Origin of the sequence: Maribacter ulvicola (genome assembly GCF_900155985.1) — a bacterium.
Classification (GTDB): Bacteria; Bacteroidota; Bacteroidia; order Flavobacteriales; family Flavobacteriaceae; genus Maribacter; species Maribacter ulvicola.
This window is the reverse complement of record NZ_FTMA01000003.1, coordinates 28,461-47,595: the sequence shown is the minus strand read 5'-3', so window position 1 is coordinate 47,595 and position 19,135 is coordinate 28,461. Positions and strand designations below refer to the sequence as shown.

20 protein-coding genes and 1 tRNA gene are annotated in these 19,135 nt (G+C 33.7%); 9 read left to right on the top strand and 12 right to left on the bottom strand.

Annotated features, from left to right (window positions below; translation table 11 throughout):
* The first annotated feature begins 96 nt into the window (after positions 1–96).
* Positions 97–969, top strand: a complete 873-nt coding sequence (locus BW936_RS11020) for an RluA family pseudouridine synthase (RefSeq protein WP_076548667.1) — start codon at positions 97–99, stop codon at positions 967–969.
* 67 nt (positions 970–1,036) lie between these two features.
* Here BW936_RS11020 and BW936_RS11015 read toward each other — a convergent pair whose 3' ends face one another.
* Both BW936_RS11015 and uvrA read right to left on the bottom strand, forming a co-directional pair.
* Positions 1,037–2,227, bottom strand: coding sequence for a hypothetical protein (locus tag BW936_RS11015; RefSeq protein WP_076548463.1), 1,191 nt, complete (start codon positions 2,225–2,227; stop codon positions 1,037–1,039).
* A 163-nt stretch (positions 2,228–2,390) separates the two neighbouring features.
* Entirely contained in the window at positions 2,391–5,171 is a 2,781-nt protein-coding gene (uvrA, locus tag BW936_RS11010; protein WP_076548462.1) for an excinuclease ABC subunit UvrA, read from the bottom strand.
* A 244-nt stretch (positions 5,172–5,415) separates the two neighbouring features.
* On the opposite strand from uvrA, the gene BW936_RS11005 reads away from it, so the two are divergent.
* The 3 genes from BW936_RS11005 (at position 5,416) to BW936_RS11000 (ending at position 7,198) form a co-directional block, all read left to right on the top strand.
* Complete coding sequence (locus BW936_RS11005) at positions 5,416–5,997, top strand: RNA polymerase sigma factor (protein WP_076548461.1); 582 nt, start codon at positions 5,416–5,418, stop codon at positions 5,995–5,997.
* Between the two features lie 74 nt (positions 5,998–6,071).
* Positions 6,072–6,215 (top strand): hypothetical protein, encoded by a 144-nt coding sequence (locus BW936_RS19735; protein ID WP_167368351.1) that lies wholly within the window; start codon positions 6,072–6,074, stop codon positions 6,213–6,215.
* Between the two features lie 401 nt (positions 6,216–6,616).
* A complete protein-coding gene (locus tag BW936_RS11000) occupies positions 6,617–7,198 on the top strand; it encodes an RNA polymerase sigma factor (protein ID WP_058103181.1) in 582 nt (193 codons plus the stop codon).
* A gap of 231 nt (positions 7,199–7,429) precedes the next feature.
* On the opposite strand, the gene BW936_RS10995 is transcribed toward BW936_RS11000, so the two are convergent.
* Positions 7,430–8,092 (bottom strand): endonuclease III domain-containing protein, encoded by a 663-nt coding sequence (locus tag BW936_RS10995; protein ID WP_076548460.1) that lies wholly within the window; start codon positions 8,090–8,092, stop codon positions 7,430–7,432.
* A gap of 55 nt (positions 8,093–8,147) precedes the next feature.
* Here BW936_RS10995 and bcp point away from each other — a divergent pair, with 55 nt between their 5' ends.
* Complete coding sequence (gene bcp, locus BW936_RS10990; RefSeq protein WP_076548459.1) at positions 8,148–8,600, top strand: thioredoxin-dependent thiol peroxidase; 453 nt, start codon at positions 8,148–8,150, stop codon at positions 8,598–8,600.
* A gap of 80 nt (positions 8,601–8,680) precedes the next feature.
* Here the strand turns inward: bcp and BW936_RS10985 are convergent, their stop codons facing one another.
* A complete protein-coding gene (locus tag BW936_RS10985) occupies positions 8,681–10,135 on the bottom strand; it encodes a nicotinate-nucleotide adenylyltransferase (protein WP_076548458.1) in 1,455 nt (484 codons plus the stop codon).
* Positions 10,136–10,305: 170 nt separating this feature from the next.
* On the opposite strand from BW936_RS10985, the gene BW936_RS10980 reads away from it, so the two are divergent.
* Positions 10,306–11,082: an MBL fold metallo-hydrolase gene (locus BW936_RS10980; RefSeq protein WP_076548457.1), complete on the top strand. Its 777-nt coding sequence runs from the start codon at positions 10,306–10,308 to the stop codon at positions 11,080–11,082.
* A gap of 2 nt (positions 11,083–11,084) precedes the next feature.
* On the top strand, positions 11,085–11,600 hold the full coding sequence (locus BW936_RS10975; RefSeq protein ID WP_076548456.1) for a hydrolase: 516 nt from the start codon (positions 11,085–11,087) through the stop codon (positions 11,598–11,600).
* On the opposite strand, the gene BW936_RS10970 is transcribed toward BW936_RS10975, so the two are convergent.
* The 5 genes from BW936_RS10970 to BW936_RS10950 all read right to left on the bottom strand — a co-directional run bounded on the left by BW936_RS10970 (position 11,597) and on the right by BW936_RS10950 (position 16,882).
* Positions 11,597–12,256, bottom strand: a complete 660-nt coding sequence (locus tag BW936_RS10970) for an alpha/beta hydrolase (RefSeq protein WP_076548455.1) — start codon at positions 12,254–12,256, stop codon at positions 11,597–11,599. The genes BW936_RS10975 and BW936_RS10970 overlap by 4 nt on opposite strands.
* 4 nt (positions 12,257–12,260) lie before the next feature.
* Entirely contained in the window at positions 12,261–12,590 is a 330-nt protein-coding gene (locus BW936_RS10965; protein WP_076548454.1) for a hypothetical protein, read from the bottom strand.
* Position 12,591: 1 nt separating this feature from the next.
* A complete protein-coding gene (locus BW936_RS10960; protein ID WP_076548453.1) occupies positions 12,592–13,851 on the bottom strand; it encodes a dihydroorotase in 1,260 nt (419 codons plus the stop codon).
* A 26-nt stretch (positions 13,852–13,877) separates the two neighbouring features.
* Positions 13,878–15,794, bottom strand: a complete 1,917-nt coding sequence (locus tag BW936_RS10955) for a BatA domain-containing protein (RefSeq protein ID WP_076548452.1) — start codon at positions 15,792–15,794, stop codon at positions 13,878–13,880.
* A gap of 80 nt (positions 15,795–15,874) precedes the next feature.
* Positions 15,875–16,882 (bottom strand): glycosyltransferase family 2 protein, encoded by a 1,008-nt coding sequence (locus tag BW936_RS10950; protein WP_076548451.1) that lies wholly within the window; start codon positions 16,880–16,882, stop codon positions 15,875–15,877.
* Positions 16,883–17,039: 157 nt separating this feature from the next.
* On the opposite strand from BW936_RS10950, the gene BW936_RS10945 reads away from it, so the two are divergent.
* Both BW936_RS10945 and BW936_RS10940 read left to right on the top strand, forming a co-directional pair.
* A tRNA-Ser gene (locus BW936_RS10945) sits at positions 17,040–17,124 on the top strand.
* A 228-nt stretch (positions 17,125–17,352) separates the two neighbouring features.
* Positions 17,353–17,790 carry a hypothetical protein gene (locus tag BW936_RS10940; RefSeq protein ID WP_076548450.1) on the top strand — a complete coding sequence of 146 codons (438 nt, stop codon included), beginning with the start codon at positions 17,353–17,355 and terminating at the stop codon, positions 17,788–17,790.
* 178 nt (positions 17,791–17,968) lie between these two features.
* Here the strand turns inward: BW936_RS10940 and BW936_RS19635 are convergent, their stop codons facing one another.
* The 3 genes from BW936_RS19635 to BW936_RS10930 form a co-directional block, all read right to left on the bottom strand.
* A complete protein-coding gene (locus BW936_RS19635) occupies positions 17,969–18,106 on the bottom strand; it encodes a hypothetical protein (RefSeq protein WP_159439016.1) in 138 nt (45 codons plus the stop codon).
* Between the two features lie 61 nt (positions 18,107–18,167).
* Complete coding sequence (locus BW936_RS19500; RefSeq protein ID WP_143744125.1) at positions 18,168–18,338, bottom strand: helix-turn-helix transcriptional regulator; 171 nt, start codon at positions 18,336–18,338, stop codon at positions 18,168–18,170.
* 167 nt (positions 18,339–18,505) lie between these two features.
* A complete protein-coding gene (locus BW936_RS10930) occupies positions 18,506–19,135 on the bottom strand; it encodes a DUF6046 domain-containing protein (protein WP_076548448.1) in 630 nt (209 codons plus the stop codon).

Sequence of the window (19,135 nt, the reverse complement as noted above, 5' to 3'; positions counted from 1 at the left end):
ATATGCTTAGGTTCATTAACTCACTTCAATTTTTTAATAGTCCAAAAATGAATTGTTTAGCTTTAAGTAAAACCTTCTTAACTTTGAATGATAATTATGCATCTAAAGGAATTACATAGTGTACCTGATCATATATCTCCTTTGAGGTTACAGGAGTATGGAGTAGGAATATTTCAGCGAATATCAACCAAGTCCGCTTTGAAGAAGGCAATTAAAAGAGCGTTAGTATTGGTTGACGGTGTTGTAGCTACTACTGCCACAATAATTAATGGTGGGGAGAAAATAGTTTACCTGTACCCATCTGAAAATAAAATAAAGACAAGACTCATTTTAAGTCTCGATGTAGTTTATGAAGATACGTTTTTGGCGGTCATCAATAAACCTGCAGGAATATTGGTTAGCGGCAACGGATTTAAAACCGTAGCCAATGCACTTCCTCAGAATTTAAATAAAAGTTCAGCTAATGACGCGGTTACTCCACAACCGGTTCACCGTTTGGATTATGCTACTACAGGTTTGCTTTTAGTAGGTAAAACAAAGAGCGTTATTACTAAGCTGAATCAGTTATTTGAGTATAAAAAGATTACAAAAGAATATTATGCGGTGACTATTGGCAAAATGGAAAACAACGGAACTATTGAAATTGAAATAGATAATAAGCCTGCCAAGTCTTCTTTTGAAGTTCTGGAAACCGTTGTTTCTGAGCGTTTCTCATTTTTAAATTTAGTTAAGTTAAGTCCACATACAGGTAGAAGACATCAGTTACGAAAACATCTTTTGGCCAAAGGAAATCCCATATTGGGTGATGCTACTTACTTTTTAGACGGGTTGCAGCTAAAAGGAAAGGGATTGTACCTGCATGCAAGGTCCCTCCATTTTCAGCATCCTATAACTGAAGAAGAAATGCATATTAAAAGTGATTTGCCTAAAAAGTTTACAAAACTATTTACCAGAAATAATAAGTTCTAAAAGCAAAAGCGCCGCAGTGCATAAAATCACTACGGCGCTTTACAACTAACCAACCTAAAAACTAATTTTAATTTCTTCTGCTACTTCTAGTCGCTGAACTTGTTCTTGAACTTGAACTTCTAGCGGGAGCTTTACTTACAGATCTTGAGCTTCTGCTAACTGTAGTTCTAGGCGTACTACTAGTTGCTTTTCTAGTTACAGTACTACGTTGCGTTCTGGTATTTGTTGCCGTTCTAGTATTTGCACTTCTGCGAACAGGTTTTTTATATGTAGTAGATCTTTTTACTGTGGTAATTCTTGGTGTACGGCTTACTTCTCTTTTGGTAATCGTTCTGTTCGGTGACGTACGTACCGCAGTGCTATTACTTCTTTTAATCGTACCATTATTGGTACTTCTTGTAACTGTTCTATTTTGTATTGTTCTACCGCTATTGCTACGTCTTACAGTAGTTGATCTATTTACCGTTGAATTTCTATTAGCTCTTGCTGTATTGTTAGATGTCAACGTTCTATTAGTTCTTAAGCCTTTAGTTCTTTTGGTTGTAGTTCTGTTACTTCTATAGTTGTTATTTCTTACTACTACTCGTTTATCATTTCTATACACTTTAGCTCTGTTATTTCTAACCTTATTGTATCTATGTTTTTTACCAACATGTACATAAGCCTTTCTGAAATTATTTCTGTAAGGACTATAGTATGAGTATCTAATTGGTGTATAATATCTTCTGTATGGGCTGTTGTATACAAAGCTAAATCCTACTGCTGGTCTTACAAACCATCTGTGAAATGGACGGTACACATATCTTCTATTATATATATTAATGTAACCTGTGTGATAATCATAAAAACCACGGGTGTTATAATATACATTCATATTACCAACCCTACGAACTCTATTGTTTGTATAGTTGATGTCTATTTCACCAATTTGGCTTACACGACCGTAATAGTCATAATAGATGGGCACATTTTCTACTTGAATTACTGCACCGTAATCATCATACTGTGCAAACGGACTGTAATCATAACCAGAGTTAAATGTTACTCCGTTTTTACTTCCTGTAACCTGGTTTTCAATATAAAAATCGAATTCACCATCTGGGTAAACCGAAAATGTAATGCCATTTTCTATAAAAATAAATGAGTTGTCGTATCTATAAGTATTGCTGGTTGCAACCTTATCTTCACTAATACCTGTAGCGAAAACACCTGTGGTGCTAATCATCATCGCTGTAAAAAGTAGTACTAATTTTTTCATAATATAAGGTTTTAAATCTGCCCCTTAGGCAGTTGTTCTAAATGTAATTATTTACATTCCCTTAATAGTATACAAACAGCATGCCAAAAAACGAAAAATCTGATAAGTGTATTGGTAGTCAGATATTTAGATATTATTTTTTAATCTTTTCTAGGATTTTAAACTAAGCTAATTTCTCTTTTAAGTAGTTTGCAGTATACGATTTTTTGCTTTTTACAACCTCTTCTGGCGTACCTTCTGCTAATAGTAGTCCGCCATTTTCTCCACCACCTGGTCCAAGATCAATGATGTAATCAGCACATTTTATTAAATCTATATTATGTTCAATGACTACAATGGAATGTCCTTTTTTAATAAGTGCATTAAAAGACTTCAATAATTTCTGAATATCATGAAAGTGTAATCCGGTTGTAGGTTCGTCAAAAATGAATAGTGCTTTATCTTTAGTACTTCCTTTAATTAAGAAAGATGCCAGTTTAATACGTTGTGCTTCACCACCGGATAGGGTAGAGGAAGATTGCCCTAAAGTTACATAACCCAAACCTACATCTTGCAATGGTTTTAGTTTGGTGACAATTCTAGTTTGCTCCCCAGTTTCAAAAAACTGAATGGCATCATCAATGGTCATATTTAGAACATCATCTATGTTAGCTTTGTTAAATGTAACTTCTAGTACTTCTTTTTTAAACCTTTTACCACCACAGGTTTCACATTCTAAGTGAACATCTGCCATAAACTGCATTTCTACGGTAATTTCCCCTTCCCCTTTACATTTCTCACAACGACCTCCATCAACATTGAACGAAAAATGTTTTGCTTGGTAGTTTCTTATTTTACTTAGTTTTTGGTTGGCAAATAAATTTCTGATATCATCATATGCCTTTATATAGGTAACAGGGTTGGAGCGTGATGATCTGCCAATTGGGTTTTGATCTACAAACTCCACATGCTTAATATGGTTGAATTTTCCTTCTACGGATGTATGCTGACCAGCTTTTTCACCATAGCCTCCTGTTTCCTTTAATATAATAGGATACAGCAATTTCTTTACCAAGGTACTTTTGCCACTCCCCGAAACTCCTGTAACTATAGTCAACATATCTAATGGAAAAGTGACATTGATATTTTTAAGGTTATGCTCTCGCACACCTTTAATAGTAATATGGTTTTTACAGGTTCTTCGTTCTTTTGGAACCTTAATTTCCATTTTACCATTTAAATACTGTGCGGTAAGTGATTTTGATTTAAGTATTTCGCTTAAAGTTCCTTGAGCAACTACTTCACCACCATGCGTGCCAGCTTCAGGACCTATGTCTATAACCATATCTGCCGCTTTCATAATATCTTCATCATGCTCAACAACAATTACGGTGTTGCCTAAGTTTCGTAATGATATAAGTACATCAATAAGATTTTCGGTATCTCTAGGGTGTAGACCAATGCTAGGCTCATCTAATATATACATAGAACCCACCAAGCTACTACCTAAAGACGTTGCTAAGTTTATACGTTGACTTTCCCCTCCAGATAGGGTGTTAGATTTTCTATTTATGGTCAAGTAGTTTAAACCTACTTTATCTAAAAATCCTAATCTTGTATTTATTTCTACCAACAGTCGCTTCGCAATGGTAGCATCATTTTCATTAAGCTTAAGCTCATTAAAGAAAACAACTAGCTTTTCAATAGATAAACCTACTAACGAAGAAATAGATGCTCCGCCAACTTTTACATAATCTGTTTCTTGTCGTAAGCGTTTTCCGTTACATACATTACATTTGGTTTTACCTCTATATCTAGAAAGCATTACCCTGTTCTGTATTTTATAGCTTTTCTCTTCTAACATTCCAAAGAACTTATGCAGTCCTATAAAATGCGCATTACCGTCCCAAACTAATTGTTGTTGGGTCTCAGATAGCTCATACCAAGGTTTGTGGATAGGAAAATCATATTTATAGGCAGAGTTTACCAATTGATCTCGGTAAAAACTCATGCTTTCACCTCTCCATGGAAAAATGGCATTTTCATAAATGGATAATGCTGTATTTGGTATAACAAGATCTTCATCAATACCAATTACATCTCCGTATCCTTCACATTTAGGACACGCGCCATAAGGGTTATTGAAGCTAAAAAGATGAACGTTAGGTTCTAAAAACGTCATACCGTCCAATTCAAACTTATTACTGAACGGGGTTTGTTTTCCATCTTGCAACTCTTCGATCAAACATTCGCCCTTACCTTCAAAAAATGCAGTATCAACAGCATTCGCTAAACGATTGTAAAAGTCTTCATCATCTTTGGTGATGATTCTGTCGATTACCAAATCAAACTTTTTACCAATATCTTCAGGAGCTTGGTCTATACGTAGTACCTTGTCATTATATTTTATACGCGCATAACCTTGTTTAGAAAATAACTCTAATGATTTTAATGCGTTTCTATCTTCACGAATAGTGATAGGCGCTAAAAGTAGAAGTTTAGTTCCCTCGTTATACGTTTTCACATAATTTACAACATCTGTAACGGTATGTTTTTTTACTTCATTTCCTGAAATAGGAGAGAAGGTTTTACCAATACGTGCGTATAGTAGTTTTATATAGTCGTAAATCTCAGTTGTAGTACCCACTGTTGATCTTGGGTTGGTAGAGTTTACCTTTTGCTCAATAGCAATGGCCGGGGCTATACCTTTTATATAATCAACTTTTGGTTTGTCTAGCTTACCTAAGAACTGCCTAGCATAAGAAGAAAGACTTTCTACATAACGTCTTTGACCTTCTGCATATAGGGTATCAAAAGCTAAGCTAGATTTACCGGAACCAGATAAGCCTGTTATTACAACAAGTTTATTTCTAGGGATTACGACATCTATATCTTTAAGGTTGTGCAGTTTTGCTCCCTTAATTATAATATTTTCTTTCGGATTTACTTCGGCGAGTGTAGGCATACAAATATCTAAGTTTACAAAGATAAGCTTTGCCTTTTTTCTGAACTAAAAAATACCCTTTATCTAAAAATGGCATAAGAAATTTTCACATTTTTATAAGAGTATATATTTTTTTATATCTTTGGAATCTCATTATAATTCAATTCGCCTATAACGCAACATTACTTTTAAAAGTTAGAATTTAACCATTAGACCCTTATTCATTAAGAATTTGGGGCTGCTTTTTAACCCTATAAGTAACGTTATGGTAGTACAAGTTGAAGATTCACAATTAGTAAAACAATATATTCAAGGAGACGAAAGAGCCATAGAAGCGCTTATTAATCGTCATAATTCTCGCCTTACAGGTTTTATCTATTCTAAAGTAGGAGACCGTGAGTTAACCGAAGACATTTTCCAAGATACATTCATGAAAGTTATACGTACCCTTAAAAGAGGCGCCTATAATGAAGAAGGTAAATTTTTACCCTGGGTTATGCGAATTGCTCATAATCTTGTTATAGACCATTTTAGAAAGCATAATAGAATGCCCATGTATAATAGCAAAGAAAGTTATAATATATTTTCATTGCTGGGTGATGATAAATTGAATGCAGAAAAACAGTTGATTAAGGAACAGATAGATTCTGATTTGCTTAGAATGATTAAAGAGTTACCTGAGGATCAACAAGAGGTTCTGGAGATGCGTATATATAAGGATATGAGTTTTAAAGAAATTTCTGATAATACTGATGTGAGTATTAATACCGCTTTAGGTAGAATGCGTTATGCTTTAATTAATCTAAGAAAGTTGGTGGAAGCCAATAATATAGTTTTAACGAATTAATTGGTCACAGGTCGAGTGGATCTACTATCTTCATCAATGTGTCGTTCTTTAGATGAACCTAAACAATACGTAGCATGGAAAATTTATACACTAAGGATCAAGGGCAGACCAAATTGGTGAAAGCGAAACCAGAAACAATTCGGTTTTTGCTTTCTTATTCAAAGTCTTTAAATATTACAGAAGTAGACGGATTGCAGTTTGAGAGTAACTTAAATTAGAATAATCCTTCAATTATATATACCCTTAGGCGTTTGCTTAAGGGTTTTTTTTGGTTTTATACCTGATGTAATACTGTTATAGACTACTTATAGAGTTCTTGATTTTTGAGTGTAAACAGTTTTTTTTGCAGTATGTTTGTAGAGGTATTGTATTGTGATGCTGATAATTAGAGGTCTTTAGGACATTTTTTTATAACCCTTATTTTTCTGCCGAACTATCTGAAATCCATTTTATTGTGTAGAATTATACTTATTCGATGTTTCACATCATAAAAACGAGGTTTGACAACATACTTTTTTGCACAGTCCCCCTTTTCTCTAGTTTTATATCAGAATTAAAAAATAAACCAATTAACTAAAAGGATTACCCCAATCTTAACCAATTAAAGAAAGTAACTCGTATGAAACTACAAATTGAAGACTCAGAATTAGTTAAAGATTATATCAACGGTAATGAAGGAGCCCTTGAAATTTTAATTAACAGACACAATCAACGTATTACTAGTTTTATCTATTCTAAGGTTTTAGATAGGGATATCACAGAAGACATTTTTCAAGATACTTTTATAAAGGTTATTAAAACTTTAAAAAGAGGCAAGTATAGTGAGGAAGGTAAATTTTTACCTTGGGTAATGAGAATTTCACATAATCTTATTATAGATCACTTTAGAAGAAACAAAAGAATGCCAATGTTTGAAGGTAGCGATGATTTTAATATCTTCTCGGTCATTGGAGATGATAAGTTGAATGCTGAAAAGCAATTGATAAAAAATCAAATAGATACTGATCTAAGACAATTGGTAGAAGAGTTACCAGATGACCAAAAAGAGGTACTTTTAATGCGTATTTATAAAGATATGAGCTTCAAAGAGATATCTGAAAATACGGGGGTTAGTATAAATACTGCACTGGGTAGAATGCGTTATGCTTTAATTAACCTTAGAAAAATTATTGAAAAAAATAATATAGTTCTTACCAATTAATTTGGAGTAGAAAATGAATTAAACAATATTTCTAAATTTGCTGCGTTATTTTATTGTAACAACGTAGGAAGTATGGAAAAAATTTACTCAGATTACCAAGAACAGACAGAATTTAAGAAAGTTTGTCCTAAGACAATCAACTTCTTATTGAGCTATTCACAGGCCCTTTATGAATTTGAACATGACAATTTAAGTTTCGAAACATTTTTAAACTAATAAAAAAACCCGGTTTTACCGGGTTTTTTTCTTTTTATAGTAGTCGTTAAGTACTGTTTTCCTACCAATAGTTTTTGTGATAATATCTTTTTCCAAATCCCAACCTCGAGCAGGTGAATATTCTCTACCATACCAGATAATTTGCAAATGAAGATCGTTCCAAATCTCTCTAGGAAATAAACGTTTGGCATCTTTTTCTGTTTGCACCACATTTTTTCCGTTTGTAAAGCCCCATCTATATAATAATCTATGAATATGTGTATCTACAGGAAAAGCCGGTACACCAAAAGCTTGCGATATAACAACACTAGCCGTTTTATGCCCAACAGCTGGTAATTCTTCTAAATATTCTAGTTCCTTTGGTACCTCACCATTATGTTTATCAATTAAAATATGCGATAACCCATGAATTCCTTTTGCCTTCATTGGGGACAGGCCAACAGGTTTTATAATTTCCCTAATCTCATCAACGCTTAATTTGATCATGTCATAAGGATTGTCTGCTTTTGCAAATAGGAGGGGCGTAATTTTATTAACTCTAACGTCTGTACTTTGTGCCGACATTAAAACCGCAATTAATAGTGTATATGGATCCTTATGGTCTAATGGCACAGGAATTTCTGGATACAACTCTTTAAGGGTAGAAATTGTAAAAGCTATTTTTTCGGCTTTCGTCATTAATTGATTAATTTCGATTGTAAATAAGTAAACACAAATTTATAAAACTTCATTTATGAATACGTTAAAAGTTGGTGATAAAGTACCATCGTTTTCTGCAAAGGACCAAGATGGAAATACAGTTAAATTAGAGGATTATGCCGGTAAGAAATTAATTGTTTTTTTCTATCCTAAAGCAAGTACTCCCGGTTGCACGGCAGAAGCATGTAATTTAAGGGATAATTACAAAGAATTACAATCTGAAGGTTATGAACTTTTAGGGGTAAGTGCAGATTCTGAAAAAAGACAGACCAACTTTAGAAATAAATATGAGTTTCCTTTTCCGTTAGTGGCAGACGAAGATCATACTGTAATTAATGCTTTTGGTGTATGGGGACTAAAGAAATTTATGGGTCGTGAATATGATGGTATCCATAGAAAAACTTTTGTCGTTGATGGTGATGGTATTGTTACCAAGGTAATTGACAAAGTAAAAACAAAAGACCACGCTGCTCAGTTATTAGATTGAATTTAAGTGTGTTGCAAAATAAAAAACGCCCATTTTAAATGGGCGTTTTTTTTGTATGTAAAGCTTTGTAAATTAAGGTTTTACTCAGTTTCTTGCTCCTCGGTTTTACGCATAAATAATTGCTTTTGTTTAATGATTTCAGCAATTCCTTCTGGGAGCATTTTTTCCCAACCTTCTTCGTTATTCATTAGTTTTTTAAGAACATCTCTAGAGAAAATATGCATTACTTCTGGTTCGTAATCTATGATGTCCATCACTTTACCATTGTACTTAAAGAACTTATATAGTTCCTTCATACGTGGGTGGACTTTTACATTGTTACTAGTCATTATCTGACCGGTATCTGCATTTTTCATTGGATATAGATATACCTGTAAATCTTTAAAGAATAATTTACCGAATGCTTCTAAAATACCACCACTTAAATGACGATAGTATTTTTCATCAAATATGTCCACTAGGTTATTTACACCCATGGTTAAACCAATTCTATTTTTGGTATAGTTATTAAAGTATTCAACCAATTTATAATACTCTTGAAATTTAGAGATCATTACAGAATGGCCAAGGGAACAAAGCAACTCAGCCCTATCCATAAAATCTTGCTCATCAATTTCACCAGAAGCTTTCAAGTTAGAAAGTGTTATTTCGAATATAACAATGGTGTTGTTCTGATCTACCCCTTTATCACGAATGAAAATGTCATAAGACTTTTCAAACATATCTAAGTTCACCTTGGTTACGGGTCTAAAACTACCACGCAAAGCAAGAATATTTTTCTTGTAAAGAACTGCCGCAGGTAATAAGTTATTACCGTCAGGGCCGAACATTACAGCATCTGTCATGTCATTTTTAATAAGCTGTAAACTCATTAAACGGTTGTCCACTTCTTTGAAATTCGGGCCAGAGAAGTTGATCATATCAATCTCTAACGTATCTTTATCTATATGATCATATAGATATTTCAACATTTTCTTTGGTTTGTGGTACTTGTAAAAGGCTCCGTAAATTAAATTTACACCTAGAATACCCAATGTTTCTTGTTGCAACCTTGCTTCATTCTGTTTAAAGCGAATGTGAAGAATAATTTCATCATATTCTTTCTGGGTAGGATCTAATTGGTATCTAATTCCGATCCATCCGTGGCCTTTATAACGTTTAGAGAAATCTATGGTAGCTACAGTGTTGGCATAGGAGAAAAACAATCTATCAGGATGGTTATCGCGACTAATACGCTCCTCCATCAATTGCATTTCATAATCTAGCATTGTTTTTAATCTCGCTTGGGTTACATACCTCCCGTCAGACTCAATACCATATATTGCATCACTGAAATCTTTATCATACGCACTCATCGCCTTGGCGATAGTACCAGATGCACCACCAGACCTAAAGAAATGACGAGCGGTTTCTTGTCCGGCGCCAATTTCAGCGAAAGTTCCATATATATCCGGATTCAGATTTATACGTAAGGTTTTTGCTTTAATAGAGGGAATATTTTCAAAGACACTATCTCTTTTTAATACCGATGCCATTTTTTACCTGTTTATCTTTTAACAAAGTTATAAAGAATGGTTGTGACAAAGGGCAATAGCCGCAAAAAAATGGAATAAGTTTCGGTTATTGTTTTTATTACCTTTTAAATACAGTGATCTTATAATTTTCAGCTACCAATTTTATTAAAAAGGAATTAAATTTGTAATACATGACAAACAATTTACGTGTTACTTTTTTAGGAACGGGAACTTCTCAAGGTATTCCAATTATCGGCAGTACTCATCCGGTCTGTTTAAGTAATAATCCAAAGGATAAAAGATTACGGGTTTCTGTTTTACTTTCTTGGGATGGTTACAATTATGTCATTGATTGTGGTCCGGATTTTCGTCAGCAGATGCTAACACAGCAGGTAAACCATCTTGATGGTATATTATACACTCATGAACATTCAGATCATACTGCTGGTTTAGATGATATTCGCCCTTTTTTCTTCAGACAGGGAAATATTCCAATATATGCCCATAACAGGGTGGTGAAATCTTTAAAAAAGAGATTTGATTATATTTTTCAAGAAAAGAATAAATATCCTGGAGCGCCAACGGTTGATGTAAATTTGATAGCGGATAACAAACCTTTTCAAATTGGAGATAAAGAAGTTATACCCATTAATGTACTACATAACAAATTGCAGGTATTTGGATTTAGAATTGGAGATTTCACATATCTAACCGATGTGAAGTCGATTACGCCAAAAGAAATGAAGAAAATAAAAGGTTCTAAAGTCGTTGTTGTAAATGCCTTAAGGATAGAGCCACATATTTCTCATTTTAATTTAGAAGAAGCACTTGCTTTTATAAGGGAGATTAGTCCAGAGAAGGCATACTTGACACATATAAGTCACCTGCTTGGTTTTCATGACGAAGTAGAAAAAATATTGCCGAATAATGTACATTTGGCATACGATAATTTAACAATCACCATATAATTATGAAGAGTAAAATATATCTTTATTTATTTCTATTTGTATCCTTGATCTGTTTATACTTAATGGTAAGCAGTAATAATATGTCTAAGGATTATGCGAAAAAATCAAAGTCTAGTATAGAAAAAATTACAAAGTTGGAAAATCAAGTAGCAACGTTAAAAGACTCGGTTCAGCAATCATCTTTGAAGGTATTGGATATGCAATATTTTTCATTAGAAAATAATGATGATGCCCTTGCTTATTTTGAGCACTTAGATTTAAAAGATCCTACAACTTATGTTACTGATAAGTTATTGGAAACTAATGCGCAAAAAGGCGATAACCCATTAGTACCATATGAAGGAATGCAGAATGATTTTAAAATTAATAAAATTAAAGTTCTGAACCATAAATGGATTCTTACTGATTTTTCTGATGGTAAATATTGGGGGGAATTACTAATTAAATACGAATTGAAAGATGACCTTGGGGTAGACTTTACCTTGGTAGACCACTTACTTTACACACGTAGCAATTAAATTTTATCTGAAATCCATTGTTTAAGGGAATAGAAGTTCTGTGGGGCAACACCATGCCCTGCAGGAAACTCTTCATATATATGTTTTATACCTAGGCTTTTTAATAAATCTGGAGCTTTTCTAGCCCAATCTACCGGAATCACTTGATCCATATCGCCATGAGAACAATAGAAATTAAGGTTGTCAAAATTATTTTGGGTATATGAGTCTGTCAAAATAGTCTCATTAATGTAGCCGCTTAAAGCAATGATGTTTTTTACTTTTTCTGGATAGGATAAGGCAACGGCATAACTAAGAATTGTTCCTTGGCTAAAGCCTAAAAGATTTACGTTTTTTTCATCTAACCCATAGGTGGCACAAGCTTCTTCAATAAAGTTCTTGATTTTATCGCGCGATGCTATGGCTTGATCATCATCGCTCCATTTGCCTTTTTCATCATCAAAATTAATGGCATACCATGCATAACCATAAGGTTGTAAAATGCAAGGTGCACGAACAGCTATTATGCATAGTTCTTCTGGCAATTCTGGTGCAAAAGAAAATAGATCTTCTTCATTACTACCATAGCCATGTAACATAAAAAGTACCGGTGGTTTTTTATCGGTAAGGCTAGAAGGTCTTATAATATGTTCTAAAGATAGGGGAGCTGTTGTCATTATATTAATTTATAAAAGTGAACCATTTTTGAAAATAAGGTCCCAAAACAGGAACCGCTTGTTCTTTGTAGGCCAATAGGCCTAAAAAGGCATAAAACCAAAGTACAATATAAAATATATAAAGTCCATAAAAGCCGTACGCATTACCCCATTGTGCATTGAATATTGCAAAACCAATAAAGGTTATATGAAGTCCGAAAGCCTGTCTTATATGAAAACGAGCAAATTTGTCTTTTGGTTCGGAATTCATACTAATTGCAATTAGTGCTCCTACAATTGTAAGGTAAGCCACAATGGCGGTTGTTTTTCCGGGTAATTGGGGAGATTTCTCCATGTTACTTATTTAAAACTATTTGATTGTTTGCAATGGCGCCTACTACTTTTCCTGTTATTTGCTTACCAATTGCGATTGAATTTTTACTTGAACTAAAGATATGACCTTGAGAGAATTTATAAGTGTCATTTGTGGTGAATAGGGAGAGGTTTGCTTCTTGTCCAACTTCTAATTGTGGTTCTTCCATTCCAAAAATAGAACGTCCTTTGGTTAGTAATTCAACGGTTTCTTCAACATTAAAAAGTTGGTTTAGCATACCAAATATGCTTTCTAGTCCTATTGTGCCAAAATTAGCATTATCAAACTCAACATGCTTTAATTCTATGTTTAATGGAGTATGATCAGAGGTCACAAAATCTATAGTTCCGTTTTTTACCCCTTTGTGTAATGCCTTTATATCTGCTGCTGTACGTAGCGGTGGCATTACCTTGTATTTTGTGTCGAAATCTTCTAATGCGGTATCCGTAATTACCAGATTATGGGCAGCAACACTACAAGAAACCTGTAATCCTTTTTTCTTTGCGTCGGCTATGAGTTTTACCGAATTTGCGGTTGAAATAGTGGGAATAAATAACTTTCCGCCTGTATATTCCAGTACAAATAAATCTCTTGCTACTTGTAATTCTTCTGCTAAGGCAGGTATTCCTTTTAAGCCTAATTTGGTACTGGTAATTCCTTCGTTAACAATTCCTTTTCCAGATATGCTTTTATCTAAAGGAAAAGAAAATACCATTCCGTCAAAATTTTGAGCATATTGTAGGGCTATTTTTAAGAGGTTGGCATTTGTCATTGGGTGTTTATAATCATAAAATCCCAAGGCGCCGGCATTCTTCATGTCATAAAGCTCTGCCAATACCTCTCCTTCACCTCGTACCGTTAAATTTCCTAAAGGATGCAAATTCGTTAATTGGTCCTTACCGGCATTTTTTAGATAGACTATATCAGAAGCAGAATCTGGTGTAGGATGGCTACTGGTATTTAGGATGACATCTGTGAATCCGCTTTTGGCAGCGGTTAGCAGTCCGTTTTCAATGGTTTCTCTTTCTTCATAACCAGGCTCTCCAAAACTAACTCCGCTATCAAACCATCCTAATGAAACATGTAAATTATTTATTTCAATAACCCTTGTTTTACCGTTAGGCTCAATTGTGGTCTCAATAGCTTCTATAAGTCCGTTCTTAATAAGAATGTCCTTCTCTTTTAAATGAAGGTTTTTAGTACTCCCATTTACTATAGTAACAGATTTTAAAAGTATATTCATGGGGTTATGAGAGGTTCGTTAATAGTTTATTTTATAATTCTTTGTAGTGCGGTTTCTATTAAAACAAATGCCAGTGCTAAAATAGCAAACCATTTCCAAAACTCGTTTATAGCATTGTTTTTTTGATTTTCTAAAAAGAAATTTGATACCGATGTATTGCTATTGTCATTTGGTAGTTCAGCGTACACTAACTCGCTTTCTTTTCTATTGTTATTAAAGCTGATGTGCCTAATAGTTTTGTCATTATTCAAGATTCTGAAGATGCCTGCTTCTTTTGGGTTTTCTATGAAATTAACTTGCACCTTATTAGGTAGTACACGTTGCTTGGGAATAAACTCATTTGTATCATTCGCTATTTTAATGATATCATCTTGTTGTAGGGTGATAGGTAGTTCTATTTCTGTATGGTTACCAATTGTTGCATACAAGGGAGGTAGTTTTAGACTATTCATACCCATGTTATAAAATGCGGGAACGATAAGGGGTGAATTCTTGAAATTAGAATTATTGCTACTAATTGCCGCTGCAAAGAAATAAGCTTTTTGCGAACCCACTAAAAACGGTTCGTTATTTTGAAAAGCGAGTGCTACCGATGCATTTGTTTTTAACTTAAAATGTTCTTGAACACTTGGAAATTGAAAATCTGAAACTTGTTTATCGAATACATTTCTAAATAATGTATGCGCCGTTTTTACATTTGCAATTGACATTTCTTGCGAAATTGTATTTGTAAACTGACAACCATTAAAGGTGGTTGCTAATAGATTGTATGAGGTAATATCACCGTTTATGGCAGGGATCAATACAAAACTACCTCCGTTGGCGCTTAAAGATTTTAAAGCGGTAATAAGCGAGTTTGGTAATTTTGATATTTCATTCAAAACTACTAAATCTTGATTTTCAATGGTACTATAATTCAATTGCTCTAAAGTACTACTGGTAAAACTGAATTCGTCATCGGTATATATACGTTTTAAGTAATCTATAGACGAATTACCAATGGCCAATACCTTAATTTTCAATTTCTTGTCAATGTTAAAGAAAAATTGATTGTCATAATCCAATCCGGTATCCATGATGGTTACCTTACCCAAGATACTGTCATTTGCAGGTATGGTGAACTGTACATCAGCCTTTTTGTTTCCATCAAAATTAGCGGCTGTTTTTGCTATTAGCTTATCATTGTTATATAGTGAAACAGGTATTGTTTTTTCTTCAGAATTTGTAGATAACCGTGCTACTAATTCTATATTGTCAATACTGCGCTCCGCTATAAAGACCGTGTCTATAGCTGTGTTGGTGATGATTGCATTACTGGGTTTTATAAACTGAACATTGATGTTGTTGGTTGAGTCTACAATAGATAAATCGCCCATTTGTCGTTGAAAATCAGATATAAGTACCAAATTTTTCTGGGCTGCTGCATTATCCGTGAAGAAGGTTTTTCCTTTCAGTATAATTTCAGAAATTCCCAACTGTTCTGAACCAACGGAGAGATTTAATAAGTTGTTCTGAATGTCTTTTATAATTACATCTTTAAATACCTGTTTGTTGGTAAATAGTGTGAACCGTTGATCGGAAGGGACATATTTGATAAAATCTTGAATGGCGTTTTTGAACAAGCTGCCGTTTTCAGTTTGCCCTTTCATGCTAAATGAGTCATCCAGATAAAAAACAGTTTCCTTTTCTTGAAGAGCTGTTTCGTTTGCAATGAATGGTTGGGCAAATGCAAGAACCAATGCAGCTAGTAAGCCCATTCTGGTAAATAGCAATAACCATTTCTTTAATAGACTACTTTTTCTAGATTCGGATACTACTTGTTTTAAGAACTTTACATTGGTAAAAGGGGTTTTCTTAAATCGGCGTAATTGAAATAGGTGAATTAATATAGGAATAACTAGTAGTAAAAGACCCCAAAGAAGTTCTGGATATTTAAATTGCATTCCTAATTTTGATTAGGGCAAAGATAATTATTTTGAAATTAGAAGTTCGTGAGAAAACAACTATTATTTTTTGAATACAGTTAGCAAAAAAAGAAATAATCCACCGCTGGTATTTGTCCCAATGCTGCAAAGAACGATTTGATCATAGTTTGATCATCTTCATTTGCTACGGTAATAATAGTTTTAGCATTTTTTATGTCTTTTAGTTCAGAGTAGTGGTTTAGCCGAACACCATAAATATCTTTTCCAATTTTCTTTTCATTATCACAGACCCATTGAAAGGGAATGTTTTTTTCTACAAGGGAATTAGCTATCGTTTTACCTTTTTTACCGGCTCCCCATACTACCAGTTTTTCTGTTTTTTTATATTCTAATTTTAAGAAGTAGTGTAGTTTAATATCTAAAAAATAGTTTTGAGCATAATGCTCGCTAGTGCGCGATGTTCGGTTATCATAATCACGCCAATAGTGTAGAGTAGTGGTGCAGGGTATACACTTTAATCCCAATTCATAAAACCGAAAAGCAAGGTCATAATCTTCAGGATATCGGTCTGGGTTAAAAGCACCGCTAGCTTCAAAGTCTTCTTTATGGACCATCCAGCAAGGGGAAGGTATTACGCACTCTTTGTATATCTCGTTAAAGTTGTCTGCAGTTGCTGTCAATTTGTTTAACCACTTCTCATAACGGTTATAACCATCGTTTACACCGGTTCTTGAGAAATACTTGACTTTACCCACGGCTAGACTACCTTTTCTTTCTTGTATTAATGAATTGACCATGACTTCAATGCGGTCTGGGGACATGTGGTCATCTGCATCCATTCTAGAAATAAAATTGCCACTACTATGTTTGTAAGCTTTTCTTAGTGCTGTAATAATACCAGATTCATTATTAGAAAGTATCTTGAATCTTTGATCAACTGCAGCAAATTTGTTTGCGATCACTAAACTATTGTCGCTTGAATTATCGTTTACGGCAACTACTTCCCAGTTTTTATAGGTCTGATTTTGGATAGATTTAAGGCATTCTTCAAAATAACGTTCAACATTTTTGAATGGAATAAGGATACTTACAAGTGAATTTATCATCGTGGCAAGGTAATAAATAACTGAATTTCAACCTTTTCATTTCTTTATAAAAGTTTAGGAAAAACTAAGTTTAAAAATAATTAAGAAAAGGCTTTCTTAGGTTAGAAAACCTTTATATATTTGCACCCGCATTCAGGTAATACCTGATGAGCACTCAGGAGAAATGGCAGAGTGGTCGAATGCGGCAGTCTTGAAAACTGTTGAGGGTCACACCTCCGGGGGTTCGAATCCCTCTTTCTCCGCAATTAAAAACCTCAACAATCTGATTTTCAGATAGTTGAGGTTTAATTTTTTAGTACTTGTACCGTAATGCGTACCGTTGGAAACTGAATAACCTATTTTTTGAAGTTGAAATAAAAACTATATTTGGTAAACTTATCATAAAGCCATTTGATAAGTATTAAGCAGAAAAAGGGGTTAAGTTATCTTAACCTCTTTTTGTTTTATATTTAATAGCATAAATTGAAACAATGGAAGATTTAAAGGAAAGAAGAAGACTTTCGTATGAGGGCTTAATATATAGTATTCAAAGAATTGATTTGCTTACCATATCCATTAGCGGAGCGGGAACTTATGTTTGCTTAGAGACAATAAAGTATTTAAGGGATAATGAAATGGCGACATCATGTCTTGTGAAAATTTCAGGAATCCTATTTGTATTGGCTATCTGCTTTAATTTTGTTAGCCAAATTTATGGTCGAAAATCAAACGAACAGGACTATTTAATGTGCGATACCGAGATTAAAGCGGGCAATAAAATCAACAAAAAAGAGAAAATTGAAATAAAAGTACATGATGACAATGCAGAAAAATATAGTAATTATACTAATAATTTTACAATAGTAAGTGTAGTGCTAATGTTTATAGGATTAATAACTCTAATGAGTTTTTTTCTATTTACTTTTTAGGAGGTCTTGGATTCCCTCTTGTGGGGGGCGGTGTAGGGTTATGCTTTGGAGTTGGTGTAGGGGGATTGTTCCTACTTGGACTAGGTGGTGTCGGTCTTGCCGGAGGTGTCGGTCTTGTCGGAGGTGTTGGTCTTGTCGGAGGTGTTGGTCTGTTTGGCTGTTTCATAATTTCAATAATTTATTCGTTATTAAGTTCTTTTAATCTTTGGTGAATATCTTTTCTTAGTTCCTCTCTAATAATGCTCATTTCTTCTATACTATAGTTATCGCTAAATTGTTCTATAATATTTACTTGGTCTATAAAACTTTTGGTCATTTTATTATTTTTAAATTAAATGATTTTATATCTATAAATATAATCAATACTTTTTTTCTAATCACTTAGACTTTTTAAGTTTGGCTTTTTTTTCTTTCCAATTTTCAGCACTCATGTAGTTTTGTACTGTTCTAAAACTACAATCTAGTAATTTTGCTATTTCCTTACTGTTTAAGCCTAAACAATAGTATCTATAGGCTTTTTGGGTGTCCAGTTTTAAATTTTTTGGCATGGTAAAGGTGTTTTTTATGTTTTTAACGGTACTAAATACAACCTCAATGGTACTATATTGAACTAATTAACAACGAACAATTTTAAGACGTTTAAACGCACTTTTTAAGCAATTACAGCAACTGTACCCCTATATTGAAAATGTCGCCATTAGAGACTAATCTTTAGCTAATTTGAGGGTTTTGTCTCTATTAGTTGCAAATCATTATCTGTACTATCTGCAAGTATAGTAAAGGGTATTACACTTGGTTTACCCGCAATTTGCTTTATTTCTATACTTTCTATTGCTATGCTGTAAATTCCTTTGTCGTTAAAGAATTTTGCTACTACATCAACCCCGCTAGCTACTTTTTCCCATTTTAATAATTCATTTATTTGTTGCCTTGCAGTATTGCTAGGTGTATTTAAACATAGCCCTCTAATTCTTATTTTCCAATCATCAAAACCGTACAACTCTTTTACTGTACCAACTCCCTGTATTGCGGTTGACCTACTTAAAATTTTAGCCCTCTTAAAATCAACTAAGGTGGTAGGTGGTAAATACAAATCACTTAACCCGGTCATTATAATTTCGCCTTTTTCGTTATAGGTTTTATAATTGCCCTTTTCAAATTTGATAGGGTGCAATATAGGCGTACCAAGATGGCTTAATCGCTCTACTTTTTCGGTAGGCAAAAGTGTAATTCCCTTATATTTTTGATTATCCTGTATTGACTTGTTTAATGTCGATATGTTGTATGGATCAACTGTTAACCCAAATGCAATTTTGAATAAATCGGATATATTATAACTGTTCAT